This is a genomic window from Haloglomus litoreum, from assembly GCF_029338515.1.
GTDB classification, from domain to species: Archaea; Halobacteriota; Halobacteria; order Halobacteriales; family Haloarculaceae; genus Haloglomus; species Haloglomus litoreum.
In genome coordinates this window covers 3,542,650-3,559,255 of sequence record NZ_CP119988.1, presented here as the reverse complement: position 1 = coordinate 3,559,255, position 16,606 = coordinate 3,542,650, and the positions used below count along the sequence as shown (strand labels likewise).

Annotated in this window: 21 protein-coding genes; 5 read left to right on the top strand and 16 right to left on the bottom strand. The window is 71.2% G+C overall.

The features are described 5' to 3' along the window. The first annotated feature begins 134 nt into the window (after window positions 1-134). Window positions 135-1,592: a hypothetical protein gene (locus P2T62_RS17910; RefSeq protein ID WP_276258382.1), complete on the top strand. Its 1,458-nt coding sequence runs from the start codon at window positions 135-137 to the stop codon at window positions 1,590-1,592. Between the two features lie 7 nt (window positions 1,593-1,599). On the opposite strand, the gene P2T62_RS17905 is transcribed toward P2T62_RS17910, so the two are convergent. The 6 genes from P2T62_RS17905 to P2T62_RS17880 all read right to left on the bottom strand — a co-directional run bounded on the left by P2T62_RS17905 (window position 1,600) and on the right by P2T62_RS17880 (window position 5,930). Then, entirely contained in the window at window positions 1,600-1,752 is a 153-nt protein-coding gene (locus P2T62_RS17905; RefSeq protein ID WP_276258381.1) for a DUF7550 family protein, read from the bottom strand. A gap of 69 nt (window positions 1,753-1,821) precedes the next feature. Next, window positions 1,822-3,204 (bottom strand): glutamyl-tRNA reductase, encoded by a 1,383-nt coding sequence (hemA, locus tag P2T62_RS17900; protein WP_276258380.1) that lies wholly within the window; start codon window positions 3,202-3,204, stop codon window positions 1,822-1,824. Then, complete coding sequence (locus P2T62_RS17895) at window positions 3,201-3,872, bottom strand: precorrin-2 dehydrogenase/sirohydrochlorin ferrochelatase family protein (RefSeq protein ID WP_276258379.1); 672 nt, start codon at window positions 3,870-3,872, stop codon at window positions 3,201-3,203. The genes hemA and P2T62_RS17895 overlap by 4 nt, the downstream gene beginning before the upstream one ends. Then, the gene (gene ahbB / locus P2T62_RS17890; protein ID WP_276258378.1) at window positions 3,873-4,997 is read right to left on the bottom strand and encodes a siroheme decarboxylase subunit beta; all 1,125 of its coding nucleotides are present in this window, start codon (window positions 4,995-4,997) and stop codon (window positions 3,873-3,875) included. It lies immediately after the preceding gene. A 114-nt stretch (window positions 4,998-5,111) separates the two neighbouring features. Beyond that, window positions 5,112-5,528 (bottom strand): DUF5778 family protein, encoded by a 417-nt coding sequence (locus P2T62_RS17885; protein WP_276258377.1) that lies wholly within the window; start codon window positions 5,526-5,528, stop codon window positions 5,112-5,114. 207 nt (window positions 5,529-5,735) lie between these two features. Then, entirely contained in the window at window positions 5,736-5,930 is a 195-nt protein-coding gene (locus tag P2T62_RS17880; protein WP_254823590.1) for a cold-shock protein, read from the bottom strand. Between the two features lie 130 nt (window positions 5,931-6,060). Between P2T62_RS17880 and uppS the strand changes: the two genes are divergently transcribed. Continuing rightward, window positions 6,061-6,987: a polyprenyl diphosphate synthase gene (gene uppS / locus P2T62_RS17875; protein ID WP_276258376.1), complete on the top strand. Its 927-nt coding sequence runs from the start codon at window positions 6,061-6,063 to the stop codon at window positions 6,985-6,987. Window positions 6,988-6,998: 11 nt separating this feature from the next. Here the strand turns inward: uppS and P2T62_RS17870 are convergent, their stop codons facing one another. Together P2T62_RS17870 and P2T62_RS17865 are read right to left on the bottom strand one after the other, a co-directional pair. Beyond that, window positions 6,999-7,880, bottom strand: coding sequence for a cytochrome b family protein (locus P2T62_RS17870; RefSeq protein WP_276258375.1), 882 nt, complete (start codon window positions 7,878-7,880; stop codon window positions 6,999-7,001). A gap of 63 nt (window positions 7,881-7,943) precedes the next feature. Next, window positions 7,944-9,179 (bottom strand): FAD-dependent monooxygenase, encoded by a 1,236-nt coding sequence (locus tag P2T62_RS17865; RefSeq protein ID WP_276258374.1) that lies wholly within the window; start codon window positions 9,177-9,179, stop codon window positions 7,944-7,946. 84 nt (window positions 9,180-9,263) lie between these two features. Here P2T62_RS17865 and P2T62_RS17860 point away from each other — a divergent pair, with 84 nt between their 5' ends. The 3 genes from P2T62_RS17860 to P2T62_RS17850 all read left to right on the top strand — a co-directional run bounded on the left by P2T62_RS17860 (window position 9,264) and on the right by P2T62_RS17850 (window position 10,874). Further along, window positions 9,264-9,920, top strand: coding sequence for a helix-turn-helix domain-containing protein (locus tag P2T62_RS17860; RefSeq protein WP_276258373.1), 657 nt, complete (start codon window positions 9,264-9,266; stop codon window positions 9,918-9,920). Between the two features lie 61 nt (window positions 9,921-9,981). Continuing rightward, entirely contained in the window at window positions 9,982-10,422 is a 441-nt protein-coding gene (locus tag P2T62_RS17855) for a DUF2240 family protein (RefSeq protein ID WP_276258372.1), read from the top strand. After that, complete coding sequence (locus P2T62_RS17850) at window positions 10,422-10,874, top strand: DUF7993 family protein (RefSeq protein WP_276258371.1); 453 nt, start codon at window positions 10,422-10,424, stop codon at window positions 10,872-10,874. Before P2T62_RS17855 ends, P2T62_RS17850 begins: the two co-directional genes overlap by 1 nt. Here the strand turns inward: P2T62_RS17850 and P2T62_RS17845 are convergent, their stop codons facing one another. From P2T62_RS17845 to P2T62_RS17810, 8 genes are all read right to left on the bottom strand, one after another. Continuing rightward, window positions 10,875-11,513: a hypothetical protein gene (locus P2T62_RS17845; protein ID WP_276258370.1), complete on the bottom strand. Its 639-nt coding sequence runs from the start codon at window positions 11,511-11,513 to the stop codon at window positions 10,875-10,877. It abuts the gene before it with no gap. Window positions 11,514-11,660: 147 nt separating this feature from the next. Next, window positions 11,661-12,470 (bottom strand): arginase family protein, encoded by an 810-nt coding sequence (locus P2T62_RS17840; RefSeq protein ID WP_276258369.1) that lies wholly within the window; start codon window positions 12,468-12,470, stop codon window positions 11,661-11,663. A gap of 22 nt (window positions 12,471-12,492) precedes the next feature. Further along, a complete protein-coding gene (locus P2T62_RS17835) occupies window positions 12,493-12,867 on the bottom strand; it encodes a translation initiation factor IF-5A (protein WP_276258368.1) in 375 nt (124 codons plus the stop codon). A gap of 83 nt (window positions 12,868-12,950) precedes the next feature. Beyond that, window positions 12,951-13,373 (bottom strand): cupredoxin domain-containing protein, encoded by a 423-nt coding sequence (locus P2T62_RS17830; protein ID WP_276258367.1) that lies wholly within the window; start codon window positions 13,371-13,373, stop codon window positions 12,951-12,953. 47 nt (window positions 13,374-13,420) lie between these two features. After that, window positions 13,421-14,470: a type IV pilin domain-containing protein gene (locus tag P2T62_RS17825; RefSeq protein WP_276258366.1), complete on the bottom strand. Its 1,050-nt coding sequence runs from the start codon at window positions 14,468-14,470 to the stop codon at window positions 13,421-13,423. A gap of 102 nt (window positions 14,471-14,572) precedes the next feature. Then, window positions 14,573-15,370 (bottom strand): CPBP family intramembrane glutamic endopeptidase, encoded by a 798-nt coding sequence (locus tag P2T62_RS17820; RefSeq protein ID WP_276258365.1) that lies wholly within the window; start codon window positions 15,368-15,370, stop codon window positions 14,573-14,575. 118 nt (window positions 15,371-15,488) lie between these two features. Continuing rightward, window positions 15,489-16,103 (bottom strand): class I SAM-dependent methyltransferase, encoded by a 615-nt coding sequence (locus tag P2T62_RS17815; protein WP_276258364.1) that lies wholly within the window; start codon window positions 16,101-16,103, stop codon window positions 15,489-15,491. A gap of 39 nt (window positions 16,104-16,142) precedes the next feature. Beyond that, window positions 16,143-16,577 (bottom strand): Rieske (2Fe-2S) protein, encoded by a 435-nt coding sequence (locus P2T62_RS17810; RefSeq protein ID WP_276258363.1) that lies wholly within the window; start codon window positions 16,575-16,577, stop codon window positions 16,143-16,145. Window positions 16,578-16,606 lie beyond the last annotated feature (29 nt).

Below are 16,606 nucleotides of genomic sequence, written 5' to 3'. Positions count from 1 at the left end.
CCGGATTCCAGGCGAATCCCGAATCTTATGCGTTTAAGCTGTCGTTTATCGGATAATGTCTCGGGTCGGCGGTGCGGACGCTCGCGCCGCTAGCGGGCGAAGGGTTTAGCGGGCGGCGGCCGTTCCCTCGGCCAGTGCGACCAGCCCTCCCCGCCGTCTGCTGTGCCATCCTGCTGGTGCTGGCCGGCTGTAGCGTCGGCTACGGCGGCCCGGACGCCGAACCCGCCGCACCGACCCCAACGTCGCCCACACAGACGCCGACAGCCGTCCCGACCCCGACCGGTTCCGGCACCCCGACCGCCACTGCCTCCGCGCCGGCGACAGCCACCACGTCACCGACCCCGACGTTCCCGGAGCCGACGGCGACCGCCATCGCGACACCGACGCCCCGCGACCGGCAGGGGTCCCCGGACGGCTCCGGCGTCCTCGATGGTCTCCTCGACGGGGACGACGAGGAGACCATCGCGGTCCAGGGCGGCGAGTTGCCGCTGGACCCGGGGCTCGTCTACGACCGGACGACCCGGCTCCTCGGGACGGACGTCCCGGGACCGGACACCATCCAGCTGCTGGACACGACGGCCAACACGACATCGCCGCCGGAGTTCCAGCGCCTGCTCGGGCTCGAACGCAACGTCACCGAGGCCGAGGCCATCGCCTTCGTCGTCGGCCCCCGGACGGTGTACGCCAACCGCAACCTCGCGGACCGGCCGGCGTTCCTCGAACACGTGCTGGCCCACGAGTTCACCCACACGGTCCAGTTCCGCCGCGGGTACATCGGCCGAGTGACGGCGGCCACGGGGTCCGACCCGGACGGCCGGTTCACCAGTACCGCGGTCATCGAGGGCGCCGCGACCTACACCGAGGACCGCTACTGGCTGGCCTACGTGGTCGACCGGGCGGCTCCCGGGGAGCGCCCCGCTCGCGGCGTGGAGCGACGGTACCGGAACAGCGACGGCGCCGCTCGCTACTCGTTCGCACCGTACTGGTTCGGCTACCGGTACGCCGCGGCGACCGTCGACTCTCCGGCGGAGCTGCCCGAGGTCTACGCCGACCCGCCGCTGACCAGCGAGCAGGTGCTCCACCCCGGAACCGACGAGGGGCCGGTCCCGCTCCGCGTCGCGCTCCGCGGCGAGACGGCGGGCGTCTGGCAGGAGACGTTCGCCCCGCCGCGCGGTCGCATCGGGGAGGCGTTCCTCCGTGTGGCGCTCGCCACCGAACTCGGTGACGACCGGGCCGCCCGCGCGGCGGCCGGCTGGGGCAACGACACGCGCATCGCCTTCAACAACGAGACCGGCGCCCGGGGCTACGCGTGGGTGCTGCGCTTCGACGACGCGGCGAACGCCAGCGAGTTCGACACCGCCGTCACGGCGTACCTGAGCGAGCGGACCGGGGACGCTCCGCTGGCCGACGACCGGACGGGCCGGCAGTGGACGACCACGCTCGACGGGCGGCCCGTCGCCTACCGGCTCCGCCGGACCGACGACCGGACGGCGGTCCTGCTGCTCGGAACACCGGCGTTCGTCGACGCCGACACGACGACCGTCCGCGGGGCCGACGGGCGGGTCGTCATCGAGACGGACGGAGAAGGGTAGTCGGGCCCTACGCGAGCAGGAACGGCACGCCGAAGACGAGCGCGATGCCCACCAGCGCGACGACGAACCCGACGGCGACCTGCTGTGCGGTGAACTCGCTCTGCGGGGCGGTCGTGCGGCCCTCCTCCTCGTCGTGACCGTGGTCGTGGTCGTCTGCCATATCCGAGCCTCCGGCGGGGCGCACTTGCCAGTATCGGTCCGTGACGGTCGTCGATGGGGAACAGGGGGCTCAGTCGGAGCCGGTCGCGAGGCGGTCGAGGACGGCGTCGGGCATCTGCTCGCGCATCTCGGCGGGGATCTCGTCCGGGTCCACGCTCTCGGCGTCGACGGCGCCCGAGGGCACCCCCTCTCCGACCTCCTCGGGGTCGACCTTCATGCCGGGGCCGAACAGCTCGAGCGCGGAGTTGATGGTCGTCCAGTCGCCCTTCTCGGCGGCCTCGCGGATACTCTTCGTGGGTGCCGAGAGGAGCTGGTTGACCAGCGCATCTGCCATCGCCTCGACGGCAGCCTCCTGCTCGTCGGTCAGCCCATCTGTCTCCATCGTGGAGACGGCCTTGCCGACCTCGCGAGCCTTCACGCGCTCGGCACCCTCGTACATGGCCGCGATGATCTGGTCGGCGCGCTTGCGCTTGTACTGGCTGAGGAGGTGGTCCAGTTCCTCGTCGACCATCGCCTCGACCTGCGCGGCGGCCTCGGCACGGGATTCGCGGGTCCGGTCGGTCACGTCCTCCAGCGCGTCGAGGTCCCGGACCGTCACATCGTCGAGGTCGTCGGCGGTGGGGGCCACGTCACGCGGTGAGGCGAGGTCGACGACGAACGTCTCGCCCGCCCCGGACAGGCGCTCGGCGTCGAGGACGTGCTCGTCGCTCCCCGTCGCCGTGAGGACGAGGCCGGCGGACGCGGTGGCCTCGGGGAGCGCCTCCAGCCCGACTGCTCGGGCCGGTGTCTCCTCGATGTCGCCGGCCAGGTGCTCGGCGCGCTCGGGCGAGCGGTTCGCGACGGTCAGGGAGGCGACCTCGCCGTCCAGCGCGCGGACCGCGAGCGTCCCCATCTCCCCGGCGCCGACGACGAGCGCGTCCTCGGCCGAGAGGTCGCCCAGTTCCCGCTCGGCGAGTTCGACGGCGGCGCTCCCCAGCGAGACGACGCCCTCGTTGATCTCGGTCTCGTCCCGGGCGCGCTCGCCGACGTGGAGCGCCTTCGTGATGGCGTCCTCGAGGACGGGACCGACGCCGCCGGCCTCGCGGGCCGTGACGAACGCGCGCCGGACCTGCCCGATGATCTGGTCCTCGCCGAGGACGAGCGACTCCAGCCCACACGCCACCCGGATGAGGTGCTCGAGCGAGGTCTCGTGGTCCATCGCGACCCTGGCGTCCTCCAGTCCGGCCGTGTAGCGCTCCAGCGCGGCCCGGCCGGTCGCGGCATCGTCCGTGACGACGTACGCCTCGACGCGGTTGCAGGTCTGGAGGCAGAACGCCTCGCGGACGCCCGGCTGCGAGAGGAGCGTCTCGACACCCTGTCGCTGTGACTCGACGGCCGCCCGCTCGATGTGGTCGAGACTGGCGTGCCGATGGGAGATGCTGACGCCGGAGACCAGCCCAGTTGGAACAGTCATTCGTCACCTACCACCTCGGCAACGACCTCGGTGGCTCTTTCCCGGGCGTTGGCACCACCCGTACCTAAAGCCTTCCAAACGCCCGAGTCCCGAACCACCCGCCGGACGGCGGTTCGCCGGAGGTCGGGGTCGACCCCCCGTTCCTGCAGGTCGGCCCGGAGGTCGCCCGTCAACTCGGCCATCGCCCCGGCACCGGCGAGTTCGTCCTCCAGGCGCTCGCGGAGGTGCTTCGAGAGTGCCGGGCTGGCCCCGCCGGTCGCGAGGCTCGCCACGACGGGCTCGTCACGGACCGTCGCCGGCACGACCACCTCGCCGACCGGCCGACGGTCGGTTCCCGAGCGGTCCGCCCGGTTGTGGAGGATTCCCCGCTCGGCCGCCTCGGCCGCGATGGCCGCGTTCAGGTCGGCGTCGTCCGTGGCGGCCACGACCAGCGCCGGGGCGACGCGGTCGAACCACCCGGCCACGCCGTCCGGCGTCGGGGCTGCGCGGACGAACGCGACCTGGCCCGCTGATGCACCCTCGGATTCGAAATCGGTGTCGCTGAACTCGGGACTGACGACCACCACCCGCGCTTCGCGGGCGAACCGCTGGGCTTTCCGCGCCCCCACGGGACCGCCGCCGAAGACGAGGACCGTCTTCCCCCGGAAGTCGTGGTGGAGCGGGATCATCTAGTCGTCGCCGACCTCCGTCTCCGCGGATGCCCCGGGTCCGTCCCCGGTACTGTCGCCGTCCTCCGTGTTCGCGTCGGCGCGCTCGTCCAGCCGGATGCCGGTCTTCTTCAGGATGCGCGTCGAGAACAGCGTGTCCCAGTCGTCCTCGCCGACGTCCCAGAACTCCGCCATCCGCTCCCGGACCTGCTCGACGCGCTCGGCGCTCTCTGCCTCGCTGCGGCCGTGGGTCATCGCGAAGAAGTTGTACGGCCAGACGCCCTCGTGGCGCGGCCGCTCGTAGCAGTGCGTGACGAAGTCGAGGGAAGCGATGGCGGGCCCCACCTCGTCCACGAGGTCGTCGGGGACGTTCCAGACGGTCATCCCGTTCTCCGTGTAGCCCAGCGCGTAGTGGTTCGGGACGACACCCACGCGGCGGACCTTCTCCTCGCGGTCGAACCGTTGGAGCGTCTCCAGTACCCACTCCGTGGGCTGGTCGATCTCCGCGGCCACGTCGGCGTACGGCGTCTCGGTGAGCGGGAGGCCGTCCTGCACCGCCAGGACGAGGTCGCGCTCCGCGGGCGTGAGGTGGTCGCGGTCGGTCGGCGTCACGTCGGGACCCAGGTCCGAGAGGTCCACGTCGCCCTCCGGGATGGGGCCGTCGACGAGGAACTTCGCCTCGACGCGGAACTCCTGCTGTTTGGGCAGGTTGTAGGTCGGCTGGCCGGTCTCGGCCTCGATCTCGTCGAGGACCTCGCGCACGCGGTCGGCGTCGGCGACGCTGACGACGAACCACATGTTGAGGTGCGGGTGCTCGCGCTCGTAGTTGTGTGCGACCTCGCGGTGGGCGTTGACCTGCTCGGCCACCTCGTCGAAGCGCTCGGGCGGCGCGTGCATCGCCACCAGCGTCGCGGCACCGCCGATGGCCTCGGCGTTGACGAGCGCGCCGAAGCGCGTGAGGGTGCCGGCCTCGTCCATCGCGCGGACGCGGGCCAGCAGCTCGTCGGCGTCGATGTCGATACCGCGCTCCCGGAGCGCGGCCGCAGCGGGCTCGAGGGGCCGCTCGACGACGGGGAACCCGCCCTGGAAGGCGTTGACGATGGCGCGGTCGACCCGGTCGGACAGCGGGTCGGCGTCCTCGGTCATACGCGGAACTCCGGGTCAGAGTTGCATAAGGGTCGCGTTCGGTGCACCGTCGACCGGTTCGCGGGTTCCGGGTCGTTCAGTCGCCGTCGCCGCGGACGCCGACCACGCGGTCGTTCAGTCGCCGTCGCCGCGGACGCCGACCACGCGGTCCACGTGGTCGAGTGCCTCGACACCCTCGACGACGGCCTCGTGGTCGACGACGGCCTCGTAGTAGACGACGACGGCGTAGTGGCCCTCGCGGAGCAGTTGCTGGCACTCCCAGACGAACGCCTCGCCGTCCAGCGTGAGCCCCTGGTGCTGGTTGACGCCGAAGTCGGGGTCGTCGTTGCCGGAGTAGACGTAGGTGTCCCCGGGCGCGGTGTCGGGGTGGTGATCGGCGATGACGTTCCCCGTCTCGAGCGTGACCTGGTGGAGCGCGGGCTCCTCCTCGCCCGAGAGGTCCGTGTGGACGACGATGCCGTTCAACTCGATCTCGCCCGGCTCCAGCAGGGCACGCGTCCGCCGGACGAGGTCCTCGTCGATGGTCTCCATGCGCGCGGCTTCGCGGAGGGCAGGTAAACCGGTAGCGGTCGATGACGGTTTTCGGCCGTTGCGAGGCCGGGAACGGTCCGCAGGAGCGAGGCGCCGGCGCGTGGGCCGGATGGAGCCACGGCTCACCGGCTGTGACTGCGCGCCCGCGACAACTCGCGCGACCGCGCCGCAGTTCCGTGCCGCTACCTCTCCGTGGTCGTCGGTTCCTCAGACTCGCGTCGGGTTCTGGGCCCGGGGGCCCTTCTCGGACTCGACGATGTCGAACTCGAGCTCCTCACCCTCCTCCAGGTCAGGACCCTCGATGTCGTCCATGTGGACGAACACGTCCTCGTCCGCCTCGTCAGTCTCGATGAAACCGTAGCCGCCAGTGTCGTTGAAGAACACGACCTTACCAGTCGCCATTGCAACTCTCTGGTGGATACGCCCGTATAAAAAGCCTGCGACCGTCGGCACCTCCCTGACCCCTGTCAGGGATGAACCCCCGGCGTGACCAGTCACAAGAGCCATACCTGCCGGGCGTTCGTTCCCCCATATGACCGGGTGGGTCCGCCGGCGCGCGCTCGCGCTGTACGAGCGCCTGCTGGAGCGCGAACTCGACGGCGCGCCGGAACACGTCGCCGTCATCCAGGACGGGAACCGCCGCTACGCCCGCCAGTCGGGCGACGAGGCCACCGACGGCCACCGCGCCGGCGCGCAGACGACCGAGCAGATGCTCCACTGGTGCAACGAGCTCGACGTCCAGGAACTCACTCTCTACACGTTCTCGACGGAGAACTTCGACCGGCCACCCGAGCAGCGCGAGGACCTGTTCGACCTCATCGAGGACAAGCTCCGGGAGTTCGCCGACCGCGAGGAGGTCCACGAGAACGAGGTCCGCATCCGTGCCATCGGCGAACTCGACCGGCTCCCGCCCCGTGTGCGCGACGCCATCGACTACGCCGACCGCCGCACGGCGGGTTACGACGAGTTCCACCTCAACATCGCCCTGGCCTACGGCGGGCGTGCGGAACTGCTCTCGGCGACCCGCGACCTCGCCAGCGACGTGGCCGACGGTGATCTCGACCCCGCCGACATCGACGTCGAAGCCGTCGAGTCACAGCTGTACGAGGGCCCCGCACGCGCCGTCGACCTCATCATCCGGACCGGTGGCGACGAGCGGACCTCCAACTTCCTCCCGTGGCACGCAAACGGCAACGAGGCCGCCGTCTTCTTCTGCTCGCCGTACTGGCCCGAGTTCCGGCGGGTCGACTTCCTCCGCGCGGTCCGCACCTACCAGGCCCGAGAGGCGTCGTGGCGGCGGACCCGTGCCGAGCGCGCGGTCGCGCTCCTGCGCGCGGTCGGGGACGCCGAACTCGGCGAGGCCCGCCGGGTCCTGGGCCGGGTCCGGGACCGCGCGGACGCCGAGGGCCGCGAGCTGGACCTGCCCGACCCCGAGACGGCGGGCGAGACGGCCGACTGAGGTGCGCGAGCCTACTTCGGCGGCCGCAGCCGGTAGTAGCGCCGGTTCAGCTCGAACATGTAGCCCTCCCGCATCGCCCGGAGGATGGCGTAGCTGAGCGCCGCCGTCACGAACGGCAGGAGGAAGGTCAGATCGAACAGCAGGTGCGGCGCCATCGGCACGAGGTTCTTCGCGGAGTACGCGGCGATGGTGAACGCGAACGTGACGCCGAAGACGCCGATGGCCGCCCAGAACGGCTGTTCGACGGGTCGGCGGGCCGCCCCCTTGTTCAGGAAGGGGACGACGGTGATGACCCCGACGACGACGAGGTTGGCGAGGACGCCGTACATCCGGTCGGACATGAGCTTGCCGCCGCCCAGCAGCGCCAGTTCGGGGTTGAGCGGGCCGAGCTTGAGCAGGCCGAACGACCAGTAGAGGTACCAGTCCGGCAGGATGACGCCCGGTGTCTGGTTCGCGTTCGCCGGCGCGCCGATGTGGGGCGGCAGCGCCGCGGCGAGGAAGACGATCATGCCGACGAAGAAGCTCGTCAGCGCCAGGTTCCGGATCATCTCGTGGGGCCAGACCGGGAACGCGAGCACGTCGCGCTCGACGTAGTCGCTCTCGGTCCGGAGGTCCTGGTCCTCGCGGCGGGCCCGCTCGAAGTACTCGTAGGTCACCTGCGAGAGGCCCTGTGTGCGAACCTTGCGCTCGCGCCAGGTGGGCGTCTCGTCGTCGGGGGCGACGACGCCGCTCCCGTCGGCCGCAGTCTCCTGCCCACCGTCGGAACGGTCCGCCGACGAGGCGCCGGTCGCGTCGCTCGCCTCGCCCCCGTCGGTCCGCGGCTCGTCCTGGTCGAACGCTGCGTCGGGTTCGTCGGTATCGGTGTCGGTGGCGTCGGTAGTGTCGTCAGTCATCGGTAGCGGGTGTGTATCGGTCTGTATGCTCCGTGCTGGGGTCGCGAGTCGGTCGGAAGGTCATCACGATGGCGTCGGGAGCGAGGTGTTCGCGGCTCGACGGCGGCGGAACCGGCGAACCAGCCCGTCGGGGACGGCATCGAGGAGCCCGTTCCGGAGCCGACAGCCCAGCCGCGACTGTATCGTGCCGAGGCGGCCGAGCCGCCGGGACTCGCTCCGGACCCGGTCCGCCCGGGGCCTGCGCTCCCCTTCGTAGGCCGCGAACGCGCGCCCGTGGTCGGTGTGGCCGGCGAGTGCGTCGGCCAGCGCCAGTCCGTCCTCGATCGCCTGGGCGGCCCCCTGCCCCGCGAACGGGAGCATCGCGTGGGCGGCGTCGCCGGCGAGGACGACGCGGTCGCGCGACCAGGAATCGAGTGCCGGGAGGTCACGGAGGTCCGTCACGACGAGGTCGGCCGGGTCCAGTCCGTCGAGGACGGCAGGAAGGGGTTCGGGAGCGTCGCCCAGGCGGTCACGGAGTGCTGCCTCCGTCGCCTCGGGGCTCGCTGCGCCGTCGGTGAGGGGCTCCGGCGCCGTCGCGAACCAGTAGAAGCGGTCCTCGTCGACGGGTGAGCCGCCGGTGTAGGTGCCGTAGTCCCAGACCTCGAAGCCACGGGTCCGGTACGGGTCGGGGATGTCGAGATCGACCAGCGCCCGGTAGGCGACGGCATCGAGCGGGCGCGGGGTGACCTCGGGTGCGACGGCGTCGCGGACGGTCGAGTCGATGCCGTCCGCCCCGACCAGCAGGTCCGGAGTAGCCGTACTCCCGTCGTCGAAGTGGACGGTCGGCGGGTCGGTGCCGACCACGTCCACGCAGTCCTTCCCCGTTCGGACCTCGGTCTCGAGCGCCGAGCGGAGGATGTCCAGCAGGTCGGCCCGGTGGACGGCGACGAACCCGTACCCGAACTCGCGGCGTTCGAGGTCGTCCAGGTCGAACCGTGTCATGAACTCCCCGCCGGGGGCCCGGAGCCCGCCGCCGTCGAGTGCGACGCCGGCCTCGCGGACACGCTCGGCGACACCGAGCCGGTCGAGGACGAGCATCGCGTTCGTCTGCAGGAGGATGCCGGCCCCGACGGGCCCGTACGCATCGGCGGCCTCGTACACCGTCGGGGAGCGACCCCGCCGTTCGAGCGCGAGGGCGGTGGTGAGGCCGCAGATACCGCCACCGACGATCGCGATGGCCGGGGCCTCTGTCCCACCGGAAGCGCGGGTCGATGCGGTCCAGCCCGCCGGCGGGTCGGTCGGTGGAGGGTCCGTCTTCATGGGACGGGGTACGCACGGGCGGGACGACGTCCTGGTGGAGGTCATCCACACTGCTTTAAGTCACGCACCTGGCTAGATGGCGCTATGCGGTACCTGACGGTCCGGCTGGTCCCGGAACAGGGGACGGCGTTCCACCCGCTCGGGGTGCGACTGACGGAGGAGCCCTCCCTCCAGCGCGAGGCCGTCCACCACTTCGAACTCCTCGACGACGGGACGCTCCTGTTGCTCGCGGAGGGGAGCGGCGACCGCGACCGGTACGAGGAGATCATGGCGTCCGAGCCGACCGTCCGCGACTACATGGTCTCCGGGGAGGACCGCTGGATGGCCGTCAGCCAGTTCGAGGTGAACGAGCCCGTCCGGCGGATACTGGAGTGGCAGCAGCGCCACGACGTCGTCGTCGAGACGCCGCTGCAGTTCCAGCGGGACGGGAGCCAGGAGATGACCCTCATCGGCGACGACGAGGCGTTCCGGCGGCTGTACGCGTCGGCGGGCGACCTGGAGGCGGTCGACGTCGAGGTCGTCGAAACCGGCGAGTACACCCCCGACGCCGACCGGCTGGCACGGACGCTCACCACCCGCCAGCAGGAGATCCTGTCCGCGGCCGTCGACCTCGGCTACTACCGGGACCCCCGCGAGGCGACCCACGAGGACATCGCCGCGGCGCTCGATCTGTCGTCGTCCGCCGTCGGCAAGCACCTGCGCCGCATCGAGGAGCGCGTGTTCGCCGCCCTGACGGGATGAGACCGCCCGGGGTCGACGCGCCACCGACCGATATATGACGACCGCCGAAGACGACGCCTGCATGAGCCTGCGCGTCGCCATCGGGGCCCCGTTCCAGCGCGAGGGGACCACCGAACTCCCGGAGGGGACGTTCGTCAAGAAGCTCTCGCTCGACTGGGAGTGGTTCACGCCGGACCAGGCCCGCCGCCTCGCGGACATCGGCGTGGGCGAGGGGCTGCTGACCCGCGAGGAGAACCGTCTCGTCGCGCAGTTCGACCCCGCCACGGTAGAGGTCCCCGAGGAGTTCCGGCCCGACGAGTCGCTGCTGCAGGAGCGCTCGACGTTCGACCGCGTCCTCTCGGCGCTCGCGGGCGAGGGCGTCGAGAAGCAGGAGGCCGTCGCGGCGATGAACCGGCTGAAGGCCGACCGAGGCCTGACGATGGACGGCGCCGCCATCCTGTACGCCCACAAGCGAGGCGCGGACGTGGCGGGCCTCGCCGAGCGCGCCCGGGAGGAGCTGTAGTGGTCGACGAGCGCGTGGTGGACGGCCGGCGCATCGCGCAGTTGCTGGCTGCGGAGGTGCGCGGCCACGAGCGCGGCGCCCTGGGCCGACTGGCGGTGACGGACGTACGGGACGTCCAGGGGAGCGAACACGGCGAGTTCGCCTACGGCATCGCCCTGCTCCCGCCGGGTGAACGGGCCGACCGCCGGAACCCCGACGTGGAGACGCGTGACGCGGTCGAGCGACTCGCGGACGTGTACGTCCACACAGACCGGGCGCGCGTGGAGTTCCGGCTGGCGCCCGACGCCGCGGCCGACGCGGGGCAGGAGGCCGCTGCCGAGGATAGTTCGGGGCTGCGCGTCCGGCCGAAGGCCACCGACCCACCGCGGACGCTCCTCTTCCTGGAGTCGGGCGTCGCCGCGAAGCGGGCGCTGCCGGTGTTCAGAGCGGTCGTCGAGGCGAGCGATGGCTGACTACTCGGGAACCTCGACCGAGAGCGAGAAGCCCCAGGTGAACGTGGCTGGGTCCGTGTCGGCGTCCGAACGGGGGTCGTCAAGCACCTCGACTCGCTCGGCCCAGCGGTACGTCCCGGGCGGGAAGTAGCCCCGGTTCCGGTAGTCATCCCAGACCTCGTACTCGTTGGTGAGCGACTCGTCGGCGGCGAACAATCGCCGGGAACAGCCGTACATTGCGTAGGCACGCCTGCCCGTGCGGTCGGGCACCCATCGCCCTCCACGGCGGTCGATGTCGTCGGCGTCGTCCGCACGGTAGAGCCACAGCCCCTCGGGGTCGTCGCTCCCGGCCCTGGAGCGGTTGAAGAGGTGGCACATGTCCGACCCGCCCGAGATGGCCTGCTCCGGGCCCTCGTTCGTCGTCGTGACCGTCAGTCGGGGCGGGTGGTCGGCGTTCGCGACCGTCTCGAGCATCTCGACCTCCATCCGGACCTCGTGCTCGTCCGGCACGTCGTCCACCTCGGCGAGGGTCACCCGCCGCTCGTCCGTGTCGGGGCCCAGCAGGTGCCGCCCGGTCCCCTGCGCGACCGCCCCCTTGCAGCCCGACAGGCCGGCGAGGGCGGCCGCACCGGCGGCCGCGAGGTACGTCCGTCGCTTCATGCGTGCCGGCCTGTGTCCGTTCCGGGATAAGCCATTTGGCTGACTGAATGCTCAGTATAGAATATATCGGGTTGTTAGGTGGGGAGTAATTGCAGTAACTCGATTATTGGGTTGGTTATTGGATAGCGCTGCCGAGTCCGAGCGGGTTCACCGCCCGTCTACGTGTGCGAACACGAACGCCCGGAGCAGTTTCGCCCCCAGCACCGCGGCCTGCCCGTCGTCGCGGTCGTTCACCTCCACCACGTCGAAGCCGCGAGCGTGGGGCGCCACGTCCCGGACCACGTCGCGCATCTCGCGACTCGACAGGCCGAACGGTTCCGGCGTGCCCGTCCCCGGGGCGACCGAGGGGTCGGCGGCGTCGATGTCGACGCTGAGGTAGACCGACTCGTCGCCGTCGAACTCGGCCGACCAGCCGGGCACCGATTCGGGTGGGACGACCTCCACGTCGGCCTCGCTCGCACGCGCCCACTCGGCCTCGCTGCCCGCTCGCGCGCCCAGCACGACCGCCCGGTCCGTGACCTCCAGGGCGTGCCGGGTGACGGTGCTGTGCGAGAGCGGATCCCCGCCGAGTTCCTCGCGGAGGTCCAGATGCGCGTCCAGACAGACGAAGACATCCGGCTCGATGGCACGGACGCCCGCGATGGAGACGGTGTGCTCGCCGCCGACGAGGAGCGGCGTCGCATCGTCCCGGGCGTCCCGTAGCTGGTCGGCGAGGAAGTCGAGGTAGTCGTCGGCGTCGGCCCACGGCTCGATGTCGCCGGCGTCGTGGACCTCGCAGTCGCTGAACCCCGTGTCGGTGTGGTGGTCGTAGTCCTCGAACCCCCGGGCGTAGCGCCGGACCTGGTCGGGACCGAAGCGGGTGCCGGGCCGGAAGGAGGTGGAGCGGTCCAGCGGTGCCCCGACGAGGACGTACGCGGCGTCGGAACGGGCCGCATTCGCGCCGGGGAACGGTGACATCAGGAGAGGAGCGGCCAGCGGCTCAGACGAGCTTCCGGTTGCCCTCGTACTCGAGGTACTCGATCTCGTCGTCGGCCGTGATGTCCTCGCTGCCGGGGATACGCATCGTGATGGTCTCGTAGGTCTCGAGGTCCATCACCTGCATCTCGCCGTCCGAGGTGGAGACGACCTGGCCCTGCTTGCGCTCGATGATGGGGACCCACACCTTCGCGTCGACGGGCTGGGTGAAGTTGCGCTTCTGGCTGTCGAAGACACCGGTGCCCTCGACACGGGCCTTCGCGCTGCCGTGCTTGCCGGGCTTGGACGTGCTGTACGAGGTGATCTTCGAGGGGACGTCGTTGATCATCACGTAGTTCCCCTCCTGCAGATCGCGGACCTCGGTCTGCTCTCGCGCCATGCTCGGCCGTTCCGGTCGCGCCGGTATAAACGGTACGGAACGGTGGGGAGCGGTGGGCGGTGGCCGTGTGGGGGTGTCCGGGCTCATCCTTCGACGACCCGCACCTCGCCCGTCCCGACCGGCGTGTGCGCGAAGCACTCGTACAGGTACCGCCCGGGCACCTCGAACGTGTGCTCGTGGACGTAGCCCTCGTCGTAGGTCGCCGAGTTCGGCCCCGGCGTGCCACCCCAGGAGCCCCCGTCCGGCTGGTCGACGACGTTGACGCTGTGGTTGTCCGAGCGCCAGACGAACCGGACGGTCGTGCCTGGCGGGACGCGCAACGGCTCGTCGGTCCCGGGACGGAAGGCGAACGCGCCGTCGGGGCCGACCTCGACGACGACTGGCTCGGGGACCGACGCGGGCGTCAGGGTCGGCGTCGGCTCGCGGCGGGCCCCGCAGCCGGCGGTCGCCGCGAGACAGGCGCCGCAGGCGATGAGCAGCCGTCGCCGCGTCCGTCCGTCGCCCATCGATGCTGAATCCGGGCACGGAGGCAAAAGCGTTCCTCCCCCGCCGGCTACGGGCGGTCGTTCGGGTCCGCGGTGACGTAGACCTGGTCGATCTCGGTCCCGGCCTCCCGCATCCAGACGTTGAGGGTGTGGACGCCCGGCGAATCGACGGTGACGGTGACTCGGTTCGATTTGGACTCGGTGACCCAGCCCACCCACCGCCAGTTCTGGCGGTCCGACTCGTAGGAGCTCACGCCGTAGTTGCGCTCGCGGCTCTCGAGGGCTTCCCCGCTGACGACCACACCGTCGAGGCCGACGTGGACGGAGTCGTGGTAGTTGTGGTCCCGTCCGTTCGTCGCGCTGCCGTCCATCCGGACCCAGACGTAGAACGTGCCGTCCGTGGCGGCGTCGATGTCGTCCCGGTCGAACGCGATGCGGTAGTCGGCGCGGGGGCCGGCGGCGATATCGGCGTCCGAGCCCGGCCCGTTTCGGTCGGAATCCGTGCTCACGCGCGTCCTCTTGTCGCCCTTCGGCAGGGCGATCAGCCGGTGGCCGTCGCTGGCGTCCCCGCGGGACTCGTTCGCCCAGGTGTGGCCGACTGCAACTCCAGTACCCTCGTACCGGGCGGTGGCCCTCTCGGCCTCCATCATGACCGCACCGTCGGTCAGTTCGTACGCGAAGGCCCCCTTGAACGCGAGTGTGGTCGCGGCGAGCACGCTCGACCGGCGATCCTCGCTCCAGACCACGCGCACGATCTCGTTCCCGTCGACACCGGTGACGACGGTGCTGTCCCCGGCGCCGACGCTGCCGGTGCCGGCCCAGGGCCCGAAGCCCGCGACGCCGTCCGGGTCCTCGCCGACCACGGCGAGGTACTCCGCGTCGATGGCGCGGCCGCCCTCGTGCGTGACGACTAGCCCGACTCCCTCCTCGTACGCGAACGAGAAGCGTGCCGAGGGCGTGGGGTCGGCGAGGGTCCCCACGCCGAGTGCGGTGGTCGAGACGGCGACCGCCAGCAGCACGGTGAGCGCGACGAGGAGCACGGTGCCGATGACCGGGGAGACCGCCCGCTCGTCGTCCTGTCGGGACGCCGCGCGGTGGGTCCATGAGTGATTGTTCATACCCTCCTATCGTGTGGAACTATCCTAAGTACAGTCTCCGGACTGGCGAAAAATGTGCCATTAAACCGCATTGAACGGTCTCGATGGGTCGCCGCCCGGGGCTCAGATTCCCGTGGTACCGACGTACGCAGCCACGAACAGCGTCGCGTTGTAGAACCCGTGCAGCAGCGCCGGGACGACGATGTTCCGGGTGCGCTCGTAGGCCACGCCCAGGACCAGCGAGAGGACGAAGATGACCGCGACGGTCGTCAGCGTCGCGCCGAGCGTGCCGACGACGGCGAACGCGTGGATACTGGCGAACAGCGCGCCCGCCCCGAGGACGGCGCCGGTCGGGCCGACCGTCGCACGGAGTCGCCCCTGGACGGCACCGCGGAACAGGATCTCCTCCGCGGGGCCGATGGCGACGACCGAGAGCGCCGCCAGCGCGAGGAAGAGGACGGGCATCGCCTCGCCGAAGCCGCCGATGGCGTTCGGTGCCGCCTCGATTCCGAGGCTCGACAGCACGACCAGGCTGGTGGTCACGCCGACCAGTGCCAGGAGCGTTCCGCCAGCGACCCAGCCCACGTCGCGCCGGGTGGGGACGCGGGCAGGGAGGGCGACCCCGTACCGCCGGGCGAACCAGAGTCCGACGGCGGCGTAGCCGCCCATCGTGAGGACCGTGCTGGCGAGGAGCGTGGGCGGCGCGAACACCGCCTCGCCCGTCAGGAGGAACTCGACGAGGACGGGCACGAGGCCGAGAACGGTGCCGGCGACGAGGCCGAGGAGGGTCAGGCCGGCGGCGACCAGGGCGGCGCGGGCGATGGCACGCGCACCACGGGGGGTCCTGCGGTCGGTCACGTCGCTGGCGGGCCCGTCCGGGGAGTCGACTCGGCGGATTGCAGAGATGGCATCTGTGGTCATGGTTCGTTACCGGACGGCCGACCGGCTCGTGGCCGGGGTGGACAGCCGGAGATGCTCGTCAGTACGCGCGGTGAGGGCATGAATCCAGCAGGTGCCGTGCTAGCCTGGCAGCCGATGTCTACCGGGACAGCTCGGCCAGCACGAACAGCGCCTCGCTCCCGAGCGGGTCGTCGACGAGGCGCTCCCAGACCACCTCGAAGCCCGCCTCCCGGAGCTGGTCCAGGGTCGTCGCGCGGCCGGGCGTCGACCAGAACATCGGGTGGCCGCTTCGGAGCCAGTCGCTCGCCGTCGAACTCCCGCTCCCGCGGCCCACGGTCAGGAGGACGCGCCCGCCCGGACGCAGGACCCGCGCGAACTCCCGATAGACGCCCGGGTGCTCCTCCCGCGGGACGTGGAAGACGGAGTGGTAGGCCGTCACGGCGTCGACGCTGTCGTCCGCGACGGGGAGCGCCGTCATGTCGGCCTGCAGGAGGGGAGCGCCGGGAATCCGGTCGCGGGCCAGTTCCAGTTGCACGCGGGAGAAATCCAGCCCCACGGTGCCGGCGGGCAGGTTCGCCAGCGTCCGCGCGCCGTCGCCACAGCCCACGTCGAGGACGGTCGCGTCGTCGGGCAGGTCGGCGACGAGTTCGTCCAGCAGGGCGGTGTCCGGGCCATCGGGGTTGCGCACCCGCGCGTAGTCGTCGGCCACCGCGTCCCACGCCTCGCGGACCCGTCGCCGTCGCTGGTCGCTCATAGTCCGGGTACGCCCGCCGGCAGTATGGGGGTTCCGTCGTCAGAACCGCAGGTGGGAGGTCGACCCCGGAGTGTCGTCGTCATCGTCGTCGTCGCCGGCACTCGCGGGCCCGGCGTGACTGAATTCGACGTCGTCGTCGGTGAGGTACACCTCGCCGAGTTCGACGGTCACCGCGACCTCGGCCAGCGTCGACCCGGCGGCCGGGCCGTTCTCGCAGTCCCCGGTCACGGCGTCGAAGACGGAGCCGTGTTTCGGACAGACGATGCCGCCGTCGCGCACCACGGCGCCGATCTCCTCGCGATAGAGTTCCTGGTCCGTCTCGTGCTGGCAGTAGTTCTTCCACGCCGCGATGCCGTCGTCGAGGCGGACGAGAAAGACCTCCTGCAGCGAGCCGTTCGGCTCCTCGACGGTGAACAGCCAGCCGCCCTGTTCGGGCACGTCGTCCGCGCTCGTCAGGTGCGTACGGGGGGACACGGGACCGCGTAGCGGCGGGGCCGACAAAA

Excerpts from the sequence above, each read along its gene's own strand:
- P2T62_RS17905 (WP_276258381.1), bottom strand. The coding sequence starts at position 1,752 with ATGGCAGACGACCACGACCACGGTCACGACGAGGAGGAGGGCCGCACG.
- hemA (WP_276258380.1), bottom strand. The coding sequence starts at position 3,204 with ATGACTGTTCCAACTGGGCTGGTCTCCGGCGTCAGCATCTCCCATCGG.
- P2T62_RS17895 (WP_276258379.1), bottom strand. The coding sequence starts at position 3,872 with ATGATCCCGCTCCACCACGACTTCCGGGGGAAGACGGTCCTCGTCTTC.
- ahbB (WP_276258378.1), bottom strand. The coding sequence starts at position 4,997 with ATGACCGAGGACGCCGACCCGCTGTCCGACCGGGTCGACCGCGCCATC.
- P2T62_RS17885 (WP_276258377.1), bottom strand. The coding sequence starts at position 5,528 with ATGGAGACCATCGACGAGGACCTCGTCCGGCGGACGCGTGCCCTGCTG.
- P2T62_RS17880 (WP_254823590.1), bottom strand. The coding sequence starts at position 5,930 with ATGGCGACTGGTAAGGTCGTGTTCTTCAACGACACTGGCGGCTACGGT.
- uppS (WP_276258376.1), top strand. The coding sequence starts at position 6,061 with ATGACCGGGTGGGTCCGCCGGCGCGCGCTCGCGCTGTACGAGCGCCTG.
- P2T62_RS17870 (WP_276258375.1), bottom strand. The coding sequence starts at position 7,880 with ATGACTGACGACACTACCGACGCCACCGACACCGATACCGACGAACCC.
- P2T62_RS17865 (WP_276258374.1), bottom strand. The coding sequence starts at position 9,179 with ATGAAGACGGACCCTCCACCGACCGACCCGCCGGCGGGCTGGACCGCA.
- P2T62_RS17860 (WP_276258373.1), top strand. The coding sequence starts at position 9,264 with ATGCGGTACCTGACGGTCCGGCTGGTCCCGGAACAGGGGACGGCGTTC.
- P2T62_RS17855 (WP_276258372.1), top strand. The coding sequence starts at position 9,982 with ATGAGCCTGCGCGTCGCCATCGGGGCCCCGTTCCAGCGCGAGGGGACC.
- P2T62_RS17845 (WP_276258370.1), bottom strand. The coding sequence starts at position 11,513 with ATGAAGCGACGGACGTACCTCGCGGCCGCCGGTGCGGCCGCCCTCGCC.
- P2T62_RS17840 (WP_276258369.1), bottom strand. The coding sequence starts at position 12,470 with ATGTCACCGTTCCCCGGCGCGAATGCGGCCCGTTCCGACGCCGCGTAC.
- P2T62_RS17835 (WP_276258368.1), bottom strand. The coding sequence starts at position 12,867 with ATGGCGCGAGAGCAGACCGAGGTCCGCGATCTGCAGGAGGGGAACTAC.
- P2T62_RS17830 (WP_276258367.1), bottom strand. The coding sequence starts at position 13,373 with ATGGGCGACGGACGGACGCGGCGACGGCTGCTCATCGCCTGCGGCGCC.
- P2T62_RS17825 (WP_276258366.1), bottom strand. The coding sequence starts at position 14,470 with ATGAACAATCACTCATGGACCCACCGCGCGGCGTCCCGACAGGACGAC.
- P2T62_RS17820 (WP_276258365.1), bottom strand. The coding sequence starts at position 15,370 with ATGACCACAGATGCCATCTCTGCAATCCGCCGAGTCGACTCCCCGGAC.
- P2T62_RS17815 (WP_276258364.1), bottom strand. The coding sequence starts at position 16,103 with ATGAGCGACCAGCGACGGCGACGGGTCCGCGAGGCGTGGGACGCGGTG.